Genomic DNA, 16,189 nt, shown 5'->3' with positions numbered 1-16,189 from the left:
TGATTTTTATAAGAAAAGGAGATAACTATGCCAAATAATAAAATCAATCTACTTGTAACATTTGATAAAAATTATATTAAACCCTTTAAAACTATGCTTAAGTCTATAATTATTAATAATCCTAAAGAGTCATTATCTATATGGTTACTACACAGTGCCATTCCCAAATGTGAACTTCAAGAACTAGAGGAATACTGCCGTTTACAGTCAGTATCATTTACTTCACTAGAAGTAGATCGTACTATATTCCAAAATTCACCCATTTCAAAAAGATATCCACAAGAAATGTATTATCGCCTGTTAGCTCCACATTTATTACCAACTTCTGTGGAAAAAATTCTATATCTTGATCCTGATATACTTGTTATTAATCCACTTCGTCCATTGTGGGATATTGATCTTAATCACTGTGCCTTTGCTGCTGCATCACATACTGGCATCACTGACATAATAAACGGAATTAACCGTGTAAGACTTGGAACTGAACACGATTATTTTAATTCTGGTGTTATGCTTATAGATTTAATAAAAGCAAGAGCAATTGTCAAACCTGATGAAATCTTTAAGTATGTCAGCGATAACGAATCAAAACTTCTACTCCCAGATCAAGATGTTTTTAATTTCCTATACGGAAGATATACTTTACCTTTAGATGATGCTATATGGAACTATGATGCTAGGTATTATTCTACTTACCTTATTAAAAGTGATGGAGATTATACTTTAGATTGGATTATACAAAACACAAGAATTCTCCACTTTTGCGGAAAAAATAAACCATGGCTTCCATCAAACTCACGCCGCTTTGCAACACTGTACAAACATTATATGCACATTGCTAATAAGTAGTTTTAAAATTTAACTTCTTTAGTTTTCTTTAAGAATAAATTATTATTTCTTAAATTTCTCTAAGTTTTTATAAATTTTACTTCTATTTAGCCTATTTGTATTATAATATAAGTATGGATTTTTAATAATATAAGTTGTAATAAAGTTTTTTAGTTAATTAAGCTATATTTCCTATGTGTAATATGTTAGTTAGAGAACTATCTTCAACTTAGATAATAATTAAAATATCGATACTTTCAATTAATGTAGTTTATTATAAGATTATTTTTTATTTATAATTTTATAATACTTAAAATGTAGATTAATAATTAGAACATAGATTAAGTTATTTAGAAAAGCGAGTGTATTTTATGAAGAAGATTTTAATATTAACAACATCAACTGGAGAAGGTCATAATCAAGCTGCAAAATCAATCTCTACTTCTTTTGTAAAATCAGGATATGAAGTAGTAACCCACGATTTTTTAAAAAATAATAGTAAAATATTAACTAAGCTATTTATTAGTGGATATGAAATTTCTGCTTCCTTTCTTCCAAAGACATATGGAGTTGCTTATAAGTTAACAGATACAAGTTTCACTAACAAGTTATTATCAATAGTTTTTTATTTTACTAAAAAGAAACTATTAAAATTAATAAAATCAGAAAATCCAGATATAGTTTTATTAACTCATCCTTTTGCTGTTAATATTATGGGATCTTTAAAAAGAAACGGATTAGACACTCCCGTTATTTCAATAGTAACTGATTTTAAAGCTCATGCTACTTATCTAGATAATGATATTGATGCTTTTATTACCGCAAGTGAAAATACATGTGCTGATATGGCTTCAAGAGGAATAAATAAGGATAAGCTATTTGCTTTTGGAATTCCAGTAAAAGATGAATTTTTAGAACATAAACAGGACATTAAAATCATAAAATCAGATGATTATTTTAACATACTGCTAATGAGTGGTAGTATGGGATTAAAAAACATCTCTTATGTTTTAAAAGAACTACTTACTAATTCTAACAAGTTAAGAATAACAGTAGTTTGTGGAAGAAATGAGAAGCTTAGAGATGAATTATTGAAAGAATATAATCATTCAATTAAGAATAAAAAACTTCATATTTTAGGATTTTCAAAGGATATCGATTCATTAATGGAATATTCCGATTTAATCATCAGTAAACCTGGTGGACTTACTGTAACTGAGGCAATAACAAAACATCTTCCACTTTTAATACCATTTGCTATTCCAGGACAAGAGACTCAAAATGTTGAGTTCTTAACTTCTAATGGCTATGCAATATATGTAGACAATCTCCTAGAGATAAATCTAATTATTAATGAATTAATCTCGGATAACGATAAACTTGAAAATATGAGAGTTAATTTATGTAACCTAGCATCTAAGTATTCAAAAGATAAAATAGTAGATATAGCTAATAAATTAATTTCTAATAATAGTAATAAATAAAGATAAAATAAAAAAACTCCTAAAGAGTTTTTCCAATAACATATTTTTAGTAATTTAGAATAAATTACTTTCTCAATTTTTAATTGTTAATTCGGGGCTGTCATAGACAGCCCCATTTATTCTATCTTTTTTCGATTTCACTCTTACTAAAAGTACCAATAAATTCTTTATTATTCTTAGTCTTAGATAGCATATTAATTAACTTTTCAGTTACATTTTCTATATTACCATCTCTATACATAACTTTTCTAATTGAATAAGCAACTTCCTTTTCATCTTCTGTTAAAATTAAGTCTTCTTTTCTAGTTCCAGACTTATAAATATCTATAGCTGGGAAGATTCTTCTTTCTTGAAGCTTTCTATCTAAGTGAACTTCCATATTTCCAGTTCCCTTAAACTCTTCAAAAATCATGTCATCCATTCTAGAACCTGTATCTATTAAAGCCGTAGCTAATATAGTTAAGCTACCACCCTCTTCAACATTTCTTGCTGCTCCAAAGAACTTTTTAGGCATTATTAACGCCCCAGGATCCAGCCCCCCTGATAAAGTTCTACCTGTAGGTGTTATAGTAAGATTATAAGCTCTTGAAAGCCTAGTTAAACTATCTAATAAAATAACCACATCTTTACCTTGCTCTACCATTCTTTTAGCTCTCTCAAGAACCATTTGTGATACCTTAGCATGATTTTGAGGCTCTTCATCAAATGTTGAGTAAATTACATCACCATTAATAGACCTCTTCATATCAGTAACTTCTTCAGGTCTCTCATCTATTAATAAGACTATTAATTTTACGTCCGGGTAATTTTTAGAAATGTTTTGAGCTATCTTCTTAAGTAAAGTAGTTTTACCTGCTTTAGGAGGTGCTACAATTATCCCTCTTTGCCCCTTACCAATAGGGCAAATTATATCCATTAATCTTGAAGATAAATCTTTTTCATTATTTGTTTCCAAATGCAATCTTTCTTCTGGGTAAATTGGAGTTAAAGTTTCAAAAGATTTTCTTCCAACAGCTTTTTCAGGGTTTTCCCCATTTACTCTTTCTACATAAAGTAAAGCCTTAAACTTTTCTCCTTCTTTAGACTCTCTTATCTTACCTTGTACTTCATCTCCTGTTTTTAGGCTAAACCTTCTAATTTGAGATGGAGAAACATATATATCATTTTCACCAGTTTGATAGTTATTGCATCTTAAAAACCCAAAACTATTATTTTCCAGTATTTCTAATACACCTTTTGCAGAATCTGATTCATTTATCATTACTTTTAATTTTTCTCTTTTTTCCTCTTTCGCTTCGTCAGTAACTTCTCTATCTGCTACAACAGGCTCAGAAGTTCTAACCTTAGGAGTTATTTTTTCTTTTAAAATCACTCCATCTTTCTCTATGCTTTTTGGAGCATTAGCGATAATTTCATCAATAAGCTCGCTTTTTTTAAGCTTACTAATATTTTTTATATTAAGATCTTTAGCAATCTCTTTAAGTTCTACCAAAGTCTTTTTCTCATAATTTTCTTTATTCAAAATTACACCTCCACATTTTATTCATAAGTTATATTCTGGGATAATTTAAGATAAGTAAAAGATATGGATATAACATTCTTATATGTATTTATATTATGAATTAATTTTATCTATTTATCAAGCTTATTTATTCATATTATCTCCAAGTTTATATACTTTAATCAAATTTGAGAGACTATGATATTTAAAATAAAGCTTATCATATGTAATTTCAAAAAATCTCTACCAACAAATTTTCTCCTCTTTTTAATAAACAGATTTTGTTTCATAATATGAATTTATACTCTAAAAATCAAAAAAAAAAAAAAATAAAGAAATCTGTTAAGAGTTCTTTATCATCTTACTTTTGGTAGTTCAGAAAATTTCACTTCTTTATATTTATCAATATAAAGAGGCTGTCTTCGACAGCCTCGTATATACTATTTAATTAAATCGCCTTGTACATCAGAAACAACGATTTTACCATCTTTAATTTGAGATAATATATCTGCTACTTTATCAGTAGTTTCTTTTGAAAGGTTAGGATTTTCTGCTGGAATTCCAATACCATCAGTCTTAGCATCAAATGTTAATGTTTGTCCACCTGGGAATTTGCCATCTAATTCATCTTTAATGATATTGAATGTAGCTTCATCAATCTTTTTAACAGCTGAAGTTAAGATTATTGATTTGCCATTTTCCATCATTCCATCTTCATATTGGTCAACGTCAACACCAATTATCCAAACATCTTCACCTTTAGCGCCTCTAGTCTTAGCTTCATTTATAGCTCCAACTCCAACTCCACCAGCTGCAGTAAATATAGCTTTAACACCATTATCATACATAGTTGCTGCTAATTGTTGTCCTGCTGCAGGTTGATCAAATGTACCTTGGTAAATTACATTTTCAGCTTTTAAGCTCATAGTAGTTCCTAAGTTTTCATTAGCATACTTAACACCTTGTTGGAATCCCCAGTTAAACTTTTGAACTGCTGGAATTTCCATACCACCTATAAAGCCTAATTCACCTGACTTCAATTCTAGAGATGTAGCAACTCCTGCTAAGAATCCAGCTTCATGTTCAGCAAAGAATACAGCAACAGCGTTGTCTCCAACTTTAGCTACTCTTTCCTCTCCCTCTTTTCCATTATTAGGTGATCCATCTATTATTACAAATTTAGCATCTTCATATTTATCTTGTGCTTGGAAAATAGCTGTTTCAAACTTAAATCCTGGAGTAACTATAAACTTATATTCAGTATCGTAAAGGTTTCCTATTTCCTTCATATAATCAGCTTCTGTAGTACCACCTGGTTTTAAGTAGTTATTATCAACCTTAAGTTCTTCCTTAGCCTTTTCAATTCCTTCCCAAGTACCTTGGTTAAATGACTTATCATCTATAGTACCTGCATCAGTTACCATCCCTACTTTTAATTGTTCAGCAGTATTACCTGCATCACTACAGCCTGCTAATCCAGCAACCATAAGAGCTGAAAGTGTTAATGCTATTAACTTTTTTTTCATATTATCCCTCCATTAATTGTGTATGTAATATACATTTTATCTAAACTCTTGTTATCAAGAATTTTGAACAATATTTAATCTTAAATCTTAATCTTTCTCTTATGTGCATTATAAGTAGCAACTGTTGAAAAACTGCTCAATTAAAAATTTTACAATGTGCAACAGCATTTCTTAACATCTTATGTTAGAATAACCATAATTTAATAAATACCCTTAATTTAATTATATACCCATAGCCTTACATTAGACTAGACATTAATTATATTTTCTGTAAATTTAAAAAATTGTAAAATTTATTAGTAAATCTTTAAACAAATATTAATATTTTACCATTTTATTTAAATTTTACTTAACAAACTCTTAACACTTCTTTAACGATGCTTTAATAAATCCTATAAATAGAGGATGAGGATTATTCGGTCTAGACTTTAATTCTGGATGGAACTGAACAGCTACATACCATGGATGATCTTTTATTTCAACTATTTCAACTAATTTTCCATCTGGACTTGTACCAGTTATGCTCATACCCGCTTCAATTAAAGCCTCTTTATATTTATTATTAAACTCATATCTATGTCTATGTCTTTCACTTATAACCTCTTCTTTATAGCAACTATAAGACATACTTTCTCTTTTTAATACACATGGATATGCCCCCAGTCTCATAGTTCCACCTAAATCATCTAACCCTACTTGTTCATTCATTAAGTCAATTACAGGATAATCAGTTTCCGGATTAATTTCTGAACTATTAGCTCCCTCTAAATTTAAAACATTTCTAGAAAATTCAATTACTGAACACTGCATACCTAAGCATATACCTAAGAATGGTATCTTGTTAACTCTAGCATATCTTATAGCTTCAAGCTTACCTTCTATACCTCTATCTCCAAAGCCACCTGGAACTAATATACCATGACAGTTTTCAAATATCTTATCTCCGTTTTCCCTAGTAACATCCTCAGCATTTATCCACTTAACATTCACCTTAGAATCATTAGCTAAACCGCCATGTTTTAAAGCTTCTACTACTGATATATATGCATCATGTAATTCAACATATTTACCAACTAAAGCAATATTAACTTCCTCTTTTAAAGATTTAAGGTTTTCAACCATTTGTATCCACTGGCCATTATCTATATTTCTTTCTTTAACTCCTAACTTCTCACAAACTAAAGAATCTAATCCTTCTTTATGAAGCATAAGTGGTACTTCATAAAGTTCACTTGCATCTAGATTTTGAATTACACAATTACTTTCTATATTACAGAACAATCCAATTTTAGACTTTATTGAATCTGATAGTTCTTTTTCAGATCTACATACTATTATATCTGGTTGAATACCTATACTTCTTAGTTCCTTTACCGAATGTTGAGTAGGCTTAGTCTTTAACTCTCCTGCCTTCCCTAAGAATGGAACTAAAGTTACATGTATAAAACATGTAGAGTCTTCTCCTGCTTCATACTTAATTTGTCTTATAGCTTCTAAGAATGGTTGAGATTCAATATCCCCAACTGTTCCCCCTATTTCAGTTATAACTACATCCACCTCTTGCTCTTTTGCTACGCTATATACCTTTTCTTTTATAGCGTTAGTAATATGTGGGATAACTTGTACAGTTCCTCCCAAGTATTCTCCTCTTCTCTCCTTAGAAATTACAGACCAATATATTTTACCAGTTGTTATATTATTGTCTTTGCTTAAACTTTCATCAATAAACCTTTCATAATGGCCTAAATCAAGATCAGTTTCAGCTCCATCTTCAGTAACAAAAACTTCTCCATGTTGGTATGGACTCATAGTTCCAGGATCCACATTCAAATAAGGATCAAATTTCTGTATAGAAACCTTTAATCCCCTATTCTTCAATAATCTACCTAGAGATGCTGCAGTTATCCCCTTTCCTAAAGATGAAACTACACCACCTGTAACAAAAACATATTTAGTTTTCAAAATAATCCCTCCAAAAAAATAAAATTTATTTATTTTCTTGACATTAAATTTACCTTTTGATACAATTATAATTACCTCACTAATTATAATGCTATTATAATGTCTAAAAATAATATCAATAATCGTATCACATATAGAACAAAAAATCTAGTGTTTTTTTGTTTTGTTTTTATTTGAATTATATTATTTTATTTATACCTTCTTGAACTTCTAAATACTTCTCTCTAAAATCCCTATTTATCAGAAACTTTTCTTCTGCCTTATCTATATTAAATTTCATACTTTTATCACTTATTATCTCTAATACACACTTCACATTACCTGCATTAAGGCAATTATATTTCTTCAAAAGCAATAATAGTAAATACTTATTTTCTTTTTTCTTAAGTTTATCATTCAATTCTTTTACTTCAATTCCAAGATAAGCTGCCAAAACATTCATTATTATAGTAACTTTATCTAATCCTTCAATACCATTCATTATTATCACCTCTTTCAAACTTTCTATATTATCTCCATAATACCTCTATATTATTCAATCATTACCTTATATATTATTCAGTCATTACCTTATATATTTTTAACACTATATATAAAATATGATAAATAAATATATTTTAAAATTTTTTATTATATATTTTCAATATTCTACATTTATAAATAAACTATAAAATATAAATAAATAAAAAAATCCTAGTAAATTCATTACTAAGATTTAAAAAACTAATTAGTTTTTACATTAACTGATAGTTTAGTTGTTATAGGCGGTTGTCCAGCTAATTCCATGGAATATTTAGCTATAATAGCTCCTCCATTTTCATTTACATCCACATTTAATTCTTCTGTATGTATCTGTAAGTCTAGAGCTCCATAAGGAGTATTATATAAGGATATAGATGTTTCACCTTTTTTAAAGTCCATTTTAGCACTAACATTTCCTTCTCTTTCAAGAAGTAAAGAATCCTTCAACATAGTTAATGTAGTTGTAGTTCCTCCCATACCTGAAATCTCCGTTTCCTCATAAATAGCTTTAAACCCATCTTCACTTATAATAAATTCTCCAGGAGTTACTACTTCTATCACATCATCAGAATCTAAATCATTATAGCTTTTTAAAGATATAATCGCACTCTTTTTCATATTATCTTCTTAAGTAAAGTAACTATAACTTCACTTATCTCCCTTCATCATTTTCTCATTTTGTATATCATATAGTTTAAATATAATCTATGGATTAATCAAGATTATTTTTTTAATAAAATTTCAAATATCTTAAACTTAAAAATCGCTTTATTATCCTGATTTTCACCTTTACCTTCTTTTTCAATATCCTCTTTTTCAATATCTTCTTTTGAATCTTCTTCATTTTTTTCTATTTCTTTCTTAATTTCACTGGAGTCTACAGCTTCTTTCGTCTCATCTACAAAGCATAATGGAGGAAACATAACGCACCACCAATTAGCACCTTTACCGTCACCTATTATAATTCTATAAGCTTCATATTCCCCTTGAGGAAATATAAGATCACCATATACCTTGTCCGGGAAATTTTCCCTAGATAAATCGCTAGTTACACTATAAGAATAATTATTTTCTTTTATAACCTTTTTTGCTATATCTTCCATTTTATCTTTATTACTTAAAATTATATCTCTAGACTCGTCCAAAGAACCGCTTCCTCTTAATTTAGTAGATATAAACTCAACAACTCTATCTCTAACTTTTAATTTTAAAGCCTGATCTTCATCGCTATCACTATTTGCTATTACATGAAATCTTATTATTTTATTTACAATATCCTCATATACCAATTCTTCATTATCACCATTACTTACAACCGAACCTTGTCCATATTCTGGATTAGTGCAGCCATTTAAAAATATAATCAAAACTATACTTACAACAATTAATATCTTATTCTTCATAATAAAACCTCCTATAGCTTAATTGTTACCAATTTTTAGAGGTTTATTCATATTATTTAGATTGTTCTTGTAATAAATACATCATTATATTTATTTTTCATTTTTTCAAAACATTTTTGTGCTTTAAGCATATCATCAAAGAAAGCAAATACAGTAGGACCACTTCCACTCATCATAGCTCCAACAGCTCCAAACCCCTTCATTTCTTCTTTAATGTTAATAAGTATTTTATGCTTCTTTAAAGTTACATTTTCTAATAAGTTTTTCATATTACTACATACTAACTTTAAATCATTCTCTTCAATAGCATTTATCAATACATTTGTATTAGGATGACTTCTTACCTTATCTAAATTAAATTCTTGATAAACACCTTTAGTTGAAACGCCAAACGGCGGCTTAACTAAAACTAAAATTTTATCTTTAAAAGATGGTAACTCAGTAACCTCTTCACCAACCCCTTTACACAATGCAGTTCCGCCTTTTATGCAATAAGGAACATCAGCTCCAAGTCTTAATCCTAATTTCATTAACTCTTCATCACTTGCATTAATATCAAATATCCTATTTAGTATTTTTAAGACAGCAGCTCCGTCAGTACTGCCACCCGCAAGTCCAGCACAAACAGGTATATTCTTCTTAATATTTATTTCAACACCAGAATTAATATTATATTCTTCCATAAATAATTTAGCCGCTTTGTAAGCCAAGTTTCTTTCATCAGTAGGAACATATTGTTTATTACATTTAATAGTAATGTTTGATTTTCTCTTCTCTATTCTAATTTCATCATATAAATCTATTGATTGCATTATCATTTCTAACAAATGATACCCATCTTCTCTTTTCCCAACTACATCTAAAGATATATTTACCTTAGCATACGCTTTTATCTTCATAATTAAAATCCTTTCAAAAAAACTTTTAAAATAAACTTCAGAGAATTCTCCGAAGTTTATTTTAATTATATATTTTTTTATTATTATAGTAAACCAGAATAGAATGTAGTTTTAACTCATAGTTCCAAACTTATATTTTTCATTCATATCTTTTTCTTTAATATAAGTATTAATGACATTTTTTAATACGTCTATATTTTCAAAAAATACAATTATAGTATCTCCCGCTTCAGTCATAGATAAAGCTTTTAATAAAGCCTCATCTTCTTTCAATATAACCTCATATCTCTTATTCATATTGTAATTTAGTATTCCCTCTTCAATAAGTTTAGCTACTTCACCTTTATTCCTGCCTCTTCGATCTTCATCTTCTTTAATTATTATGTAGTCAAGATATTTAGAAGAAATCTCTCCTATATCCTTAACTGCAGTATTTTCTCTATCTCCAGGAATCCCTACTATTCCATATAACTTACCTTTATTTATTTTTTTAATAGATGACAATACAGCGTTGTATCCATCAGAGTTATGGCCATAATCTAATATAACATTTATTCCGTCAACATCATAACAATTAAACCTACCAGAGTTTTTATCAGAATTTAAAAGATATGAAGTAATTCCATTTTTAATCATACAATAATCTATTTTCATTCCAACCAAAGCTGCAGTAGCTGCTAATACATTCTCTATATTAAATTCCAGATTTCCATTTAAAGTAATCGGAACTTCATCAACATTACATAATAAATATTTCTTATCCTCATTTTCTATTATTATATTTTTATTTTGAATATAAATATATATACTATTTAAATCTTTTACTTCTATACTTTCTTCTAAAGTTTTAGTAGTAAAAAATATTTTTTTAGCTTTTATACGATTAAGTATAGTATTACTCCAACAATCATCAGCATTTATCACTACATATCCATCTTCTTTTACTGCTTCACCCACTAAAGATTTAACATAACAAAGATCCTTCATAGATTTAACTCCATCAATCCCTAAATGATCCTCTCTTATATTTGTTATTACTGCCACATCAGCTAAATCATAAGCTAATCCATTTCTTATTAATCCACCTCTAGCAGTTTCTAACACCGCAACATTAACATCTGGATTTAATAAAACTGTTCTAGCACTCCTAAAACCTGTGTCATCACCTTTATCTATACATTTATCATCAATAAATACTCCACTACTACTAGTCATCCCTACACAATATCCCATTCTAGATAAGGTATGGCTAATGAGTCTTGTAGTTGTAGTTTTCCCATTAGTTCCTGTTACTGCTATTATAGGTATATTAGACGGTTCATCATTATACATCATATTTACTATTTCTTTTCCTAAATCAATCGGTCTTCCTATACTAGGATTCAAATGCATCCTAAGCCCTGGAGCTGCATTAACCTCCATAACTATTCCATTATTAATTAAAGGTTCTGAAATATCATTAGTACAAATATCTATACCACAAATATCTAAGTTAAGAATCTTCGCTACCCTTATACAAATATCTATATTTTCCTGACATATCTTATCAGTACAATCTATAGCTTCTCCTCCAGTAGATAGGTTAGCATTCTTTCTTAGATATATCTTTTCACCTTTATCAAGAACATCCATCAAAGCCTTACCTTGATCTCTTAAGGAATCTAAAACCTCTTCATCTAATTTTATTTTAGTTAATGGCTTTTCATGATCTTCTCCTCTTAGAGGATTCTCATTTAATATATTAATTAATTCTAGAATATTATCTTCACCATTTCCTTCAATGCAAGGTGGTCTTCTAAGAGCAACAGCCACTACTTTATTATTAATGACACAAACTCTGAAATCTTTTCCTTTATGATATTTTTCTACCATCAAATCTTTAAAGTTCGATTTAAGCTTCCTATAAGCAGTTAATAATTCCATTTCACTCTTTATATTAAGTACTACACCATTGCCCTTATTACCAAATTGGGGTTTTATAACAACTGGATATCCAATATCCTCTGCTTCCTTTAATAAGTTAATAATATTACTTATTCTATTTCCCTCAGCTACAGGTATGTTTTGAGATTTTAATAATTCCTTTGTAAGTAACTTATCAGAAGCTATATCAACTGAAACACACCTTGTATTAGGACTAATAGATGCTTCAATTATTTTCGCTTTTTTACCATAACCAATTTGATAAAAATCTCCATTTCCAAGCTTAATAATTGGTAATCCTATTGATTTCGCATAATCACAAATAGACTTAGTGCTAGGACCTAATAACTCTTCTTTTAATTTTTCTTTTACAAACTCAAACCTATCCTCGTAATTAATAGGATTTTTATTAATTAAGGAATTGATAATATCTACAGCAAATCTTGCACACTCAATAGCTGTATTTTCATATTGATATTGAAAAATAATGTAGTAATCATCCCCTTCAATTTCTCTTGCCTTCCCAAAATGAACATCTATTCCTAGATTGTTTTGTATTGCTAATATTATATGTTCGCATATATGCGCTAAATAAGTACCTTCCTTAAGCCTCTTAACAAACCCCTCATCTTCATCAATTCCACATCTATGTGTTCTAAGCTCAGGGATCATATTAACTAAGTTGAAATTAAAATCCTCAATATCTTTACTTGGAATCTCACAATACCCTTCTAAATTAACATCTAATCTAATACAAGTTTTATGTGAATAAATACTTTTTCCTTCAAAGACTTTAGTCTTCACTATTTTCATTTTTGCTTTTATCCTCCTCAAAAGGTAACTTACTTAGAAGATTAAATTTATCTCCCTCTTTTAATACATGTAAACTCACGTTAAACATACTAAGTACTTCTTTATAATTTTGCTCAGAAACATTACTATAGGTTATATTTCTTGCATCCAAAATATAAACCGCACCACTTCCTACTACTTGAGCATCTCCATTATCTCTAACCACTAAGGCTGTGTCTTCATCTATTCCAACACCTAAAACCTCTGGATTTTGAGCAATACCTGTAAGAAGCCTTCCAACTCTCCCTCTTTGAGCAAAATGTTGATCTATCATAACACCTTCTACTAACCCTAGACCTGGTGCCATTTTCAATGTACATTTCCTTGGGGACTCATCATCTTCCCCCTTCACTATCATAGTGTCACTCATAACAGAAGCCCCTGCTGATGTTCCAACAATAATACATCCATTCAAACTAGCATCTTTTATCGCATCATAAATATTGGTACCACCTAACAAACTAGTTATCCTTAGTTGATCACCACCTGTAAAAAATATTAATGCAGCTTCATTAACAAGTTTTATATTTTCTTCATTTTCTGAATCAGATCTTTCCTTAATATTTAGTCCCTTTATATTTTCAACTCCTAAGCCTTCAAAAATCTCAGTATATTTTTTAAAAGCCTCTTCCGGATATTCTGTTGCAATAGTTGCAATTAATATTAAATCCTTAGATTTATTGATAGAATTACAAACTTTTTTTAATATTTCTTTATCGCCTTCTTTATCTTCAGCTCCTCCGATTATAATTAAGTCTCCCTTGATTTTTTCCGACATTTACTCACCCCTTATCATGCATTTCTTATTTTATCCATCGCCAGTAAATATTATTCAAAAAACAAAAGTAGTTTTCACTAAATTAAAGCTTCATCAATGTAGTTTTTCAATAAAAATAGCTGTATTAGATTGATTCTTAAAAACCAATCCAATACAGCCTTACTTTTTAGATAATACTTTAATTTTAATTATAAATTTTTTTATTAAAACATTGCTCTTCCTGGTATTATTAGCTTATCTCCAGATTTAAGCTTAGTTGAATCCTCCAACTCATTTAACCTTTGTAATTCATTAACAGTAGTCTTATACTTTTTAGCTAATTTCCAAAGATTATCTCCATCACTTACAATGTAAATAATAATCGAAGCTTGCTTTTCCTTAACTTCATTATTACCTTTCATTACTTCTTTTATATAATCCTTACTTACTTTATAGTACATCTTTAAAGTTATATTAATATTAGCTCTAATAGATATGGCATTACCTTCAATTCCAGCATCTATATTTTCAAGTCCAGCTTTAGCAACTACCTTCATATCTTTCTTTAGGCCCTTTACGTCAATTACTGTAGAGAATGGAACATCATCAACTAAAATACCATAATCTAATTCTTCGCTAGCCAACCTATAAAGTACATAAGTCTTCACTACACCTTCTAACTTTATTCTTTCATCTTCTATAACTTTTTCTTTTATCATCGGTCTTCCTGTAACACAAATTATTTCTTCAACTCTATCTTCTCTATTCTTAAGTTCTAAAGTCTCCTTAGCTGTTACTTCAGCACTAGTCATAGCATGAATTAAAGCAAATTCTGTCTTTCCATTTTCTAAATCAATATTCATAGTAGGTGAATAGGCATCCTTTAATATTTCCACCCTTTCCTTTGAATAGATTTTAACTTTTCCTTTTACTATAAATTCAATTTCTACAACTCTATTTTCTCCAACATCATCTAAGTTAACGCTGTATTGTTGATCATAGACTTTTAGATTCATATCTGTAAACATGTCACCATTTACTCCAGGAATCTCTTCTTCCTTAGAAAGATAAACATCATCCTCTAAAGATTCTAACTCTCTATTATTTTTTCCCTTATAAAGTAATGTAATCTTGCAATAACACCCTACATATACCTTACCATCAACTACCTTAACTTCTTTTTTATGAAGATTCATATCACACTTTAGGACTTCGTCTATCTCACTTTTGTCAATGGAAGCTTTAATCCTAGATTTACCCATTAAGTCAAGGTCCTTTTCACCTTTAAGTTTATTTACAGGTTCTTCTTCTTTTTGAACTTGTATATCATCAGTTCCATCAATATCCTTTACGTATTCAAATTCCCCATTTTTATAAATTCCCCATCTTAAAGTTAGAATACCGCTTATTCCAACTTTTCTTTCATTTAGCAAATCTGCTTCAATATGTTCTATGTCGCATTCAACATTACATACTATATTATGTTCATCATTATTAAGTTCAATATAATTTGCAAACTTATCATTAAATACTACAGCATGTACCTTGTTATATGGAGAATCTTCAACAGGTTCTTCTTTAGAAATATAAAATACTATATATTCAATTTTCCCTTCCACCATAACTTTATCGCCAAGTACTTCCTTACTAGTAATAGTAGTTTTTACATCTGCTCCTAAAACGTCCTTAATATCAGGATATTGTGAATCTCTAATTAAGTGTTCCCCTTTTAAAACATGATTAGTTTCTCCCTCTCTAAGTAATTCTTCATAATTGATGGTTTCTCTTATTACATCTATATCTGACATATAACCCCTCCCATAGGATACCTATTAATAAATATATTTCTGACTATATATATTTATTCATAGATTAGATTATTGTTTCAAAAATACAACCAATATTTTTCTTCATTTTATTTGCTATAATTAAAAAATGTAAATGATTTTATATATAAATGTCGAAATAAAATGCAATTTTAATTATTTTATTAAAAATTTTAAAATAAATTGTTGACACTTATTAAAATATGTCGTATTATAAATATGGTTATTGACCATATAACCTCTCATAAATTCTCAATACCCTTTTATACCATAGTTGAAAGATGGAAACCCACCATCTTTCTTTTTTTGCAAAAAATAGCTATTTTATAATTTCGGGCAAATAAAAATAGAGCTCTAACTTTTGAGCTCTAATCTTATATGGCAAAGTATAGTTGTACAGTCTTAGTTAATACATCTGAATAGCTGTATGATACTGTTCTTGGAATATCGTTGTCTAACCTTACTACAAAAATGCTTGGATGCGCGCTTTCAATTACTCCGTTGTTTACTAGGATCTTTTTTCTTCCACCGTTTGCCTTTAAAGTTACTTTTTCTCCTATATGGTTTTCTATACTTCTCTTTATAGCCTCGATAGTCTTTACATTTTCCACATAAACACCTTCTTTCTTAATTATAATTATACACCCAAACCCACCTATTGTCAAGTAAAAATTACTATTTTACCACCTTTAAAACCTCTTGTCAA

At 29.0% G+C, this 16,189-nt stretch carries 13 protein-coding genes; 2 read left to right on the top strand and 11 right to left on the bottom strand.

All coding sequences use genetic code 11. The features are described from left to right. Nucleotides 1-27 precede the first annotated feature (27 nt). Both GPX08_RS07560 and GPX08_RS07555 read left to right on the top strand, forming a co-directional pair. Entirely contained in the window at nt 28-849 is an 822-nt protein-coding gene (locus GPX08_RS07560; RefSeq protein WP_156626211.1) for a glycosyltransferase family 8 protein, read from the top strand. A 350-nt stretch (nt 850-1,199) separates the two neighbouring features. Further along, a complete protein-coding gene (locus GPX08_RS07555) occupies nt 1,200-2,312 on the top strand; it encodes a UDP-N-acetylglucosamine--LPS N-acetylglucosamine transferase (RefSeq protein ID WP_156626210.1) in 1,113 nt (370 codons plus the stop codon). Between the two features lie 121 nt (nt 2,313-2,433). On the opposite strand, the gene GPX08_RS07550 is transcribed toward GPX08_RS07555, so the two are convergent. The 11 genes from GPX08_RS07550 to GPX08_RS07500 form a co-directional block, all read right to left on the bottom strand. Continuing rightward, nucleotides 2,434-3,834: a transcription termination factor Rho gene (locus GPX08_RS07550; RefSeq protein ID WP_156626209.1), complete on the bottom strand. Its 1,401-nt coding sequence runs from the start codon at nt 3,832-3,834 to the stop codon at nt 2,434-2,436. A 419-nt stretch (nt 3,835-4,253) separates the two neighbouring features. Further along, nucleotides 4,254-5,339, bottom strand: coding sequence for a BMP family ABC transporter substrate-binding protein (locus GPX08_RS07545; protein WP_156626208.1), 1,086 nt, complete (start codon nt 5,337-5,339; stop codon nt 4,254-4,256). Between the two features lie 360 nt (nt 5,340-5,699). Continuing rightward, on the bottom strand, nt 5,700-7,301 hold the full coding sequence (locus tag GPX08_RS07540) for a CTP synthase (protein WP_156626207.1): 1,602 nt from the start codon (nt 7,299-7,301) through the stop codon (nt 5,700-5,702). 178 nt (nt 7,302-7,479) lie between these two features. Further along, the gene (locus GPX08_RS07535) at nt 7,480-7,782 is read right to left on the bottom strand and encodes a hypothetical protein (protein WP_156626206.1); all 303 of its coding nucleotides are present in this window, start codon (nt 7,780-7,782) and stop codon (nt 7,480-7,482) included. Between the two features lie 242 nt (nt 7,783-8,024). Continuing rightward, nucleotides 8,025-8,441 carry a DUF1934 family protein gene (locus tag GPX08_RS07530; RefSeq protein ID WP_156626205.1) on the bottom strand — a complete coding sequence of 139 codons (417 nt, stop codon included), beginning with the start codon at nt 8,439-8,441 and terminating at the stop codon, nt 8,025-8,027. Between the two features lie 104 nt (nt 8,442-8,545). Then, nucleotides 8,546-9,226, bottom strand: a complete 681-nt coding sequence (gene spoIIR / locus GPX08_RS07525; RefSeq protein WP_156626204.1) for a stage II sporulation protein R — start codon at nt 9,224-9,226, stop codon at nt 8,546-8,548. Between the two features lie 56 nt (nt 9,227-9,282). Continuing rightward, on the bottom strand, nt 9,283-10,125 hold the full coding sequence (locus GPX08_RS07520) for a 4-(cytidine 5'-diphospho)-2-C-methyl-D-erythritol kinase (protein WP_156626203.1): 843 nt from the start codon (nt 10,123-10,125) through the stop codon (nt 9,283-9,285). Between the two features lie 111 nt (nt 10,126-10,236). Then, nucleotides 10,237-12,861 (bottom strand): cyanophycin synthetase, encoded by a 2,625-nt coding sequence (gene cphA, locus GPX08_RS07515; RefSeq protein WP_156626202.1) that lies wholly within the window; start codon nt 12,859-12,861, stop codon nt 10,237-10,239. Continuing rightward, nucleotides 12,842-13,678 carry a cyanophycinase gene (locus GPX08_RS07510; protein ID WP_156626201.1) on the bottom strand — a complete coding sequence of 279 codons (837 nt, stop codon included), beginning with the start codon at nt 13,676-13,678 and terminating at the stop codon, nt 12,842-12,844. The genes cphA and GPX08_RS07510 overlap by 20 nt, the downstream gene beginning before the upstream one ends. Before the next feature lie 203 nt (nt 13,679-13,881). Then, nucleotides 13,882-15,465, bottom strand: coding sequence for a DUF3794 domain-containing protein (locus GPX08_RS07505; protein WP_156626200.1), 1,584 nt, complete (start codon nt 15,463-15,465; stop codon nt 13,882-13,884). A gap of 392 nt (nt 15,466-15,857) precedes the next feature. Beyond that, a complete protein-coding gene (locus GPX08_RS07500; RefSeq protein WP_156626199.1) occupies nt 15,858-16,094 on the bottom strand; it encodes a hypothetical protein in 237 nt (78 codons plus the stop codon). Nucleotides 16,095-16,189 lie beyond the last annotated feature (95 nt).

The sequence above is a fragment of the Clostridium tertium genome (assembly GCF_902652255.1).
Taxonomy (GTDB): domain Bacteria; phylum Bacillota; class Clostridia; order Clostridiales; family Clostridiaceae; genus Clostridium; species Clostridium tertium_A.
The sequence above is the reverse complement of the archived record's forward strand: the minus strand, read 5'-3'. Positions and strand labels throughout refer to the sequence as shown.

Coding starts and splice junctions, on each gene's coding strand:
- cphA (WP_156626202.1), bottom strand. CDS start 12,861: ATGAAAATAGTGAAGACTAAAGTCTTTGAAGGAAAAAGTATTTATTCA.
- spoIIR (WP_156626204.1), bottom strand. CDS start 9,226: ATGAAGAATAAGATATTAATTGTTGTAAGTATAGTTTTGATTATATTT.
- GPX08_RS07535 (WP_156626206.1), bottom strand. CDS start 7,782: ATGAATGGTATTGAAGGATTAGATAAAGTTACTATAATAATGAATGTT.
- GPX08_RS07530 (WP_156626205.1), bottom strand. CDS start 8,441: ATGAAAAAGAGTGCGATTATATCTTTAAAAAGCTATAATGATTTAGAT.
- GPX08_RS07545 (WP_156626208.1), bottom strand. CDS start 5,339: ATGAAAAAAAAGTTAATAGCATTAACACTTTCAGCTCTTATGGTTGCT.
- GPX08_RS07510 (WP_156626201.1), bottom strand. CDS start 13,678: ATGTCGGAAAAAATCAAGGGAGACTTAATTATAATCGGAGGAGCTGAA.
- GPX08_RS07560 (WP_156626211.1), top strand. CDS start 28: ATGCCAAATAATAAAATCAATCTACTTGTAACATTTGATAAAAATTAT.
- GPX08_RS07520 (WP_156626203.1), bottom strand. CDS start 10,125: ATGAAGATAAAAGCGTATGCTAAGGTAAATATATCTTTAGATGTAGTT.
- GPX08_RS07505 (WP_156626200.1), bottom strand. CDS start 15,465: ATGTCAGATATAGATGTAATAAGAGAAACCATCAATTATGAAGAATTA.
- GPX08_RS07555 (WP_156626210.1), top strand. CDS start 1,200: ATGAAGAAGATTTTAATATTAACAACATCAACTGGAGAAGGTCATAAT.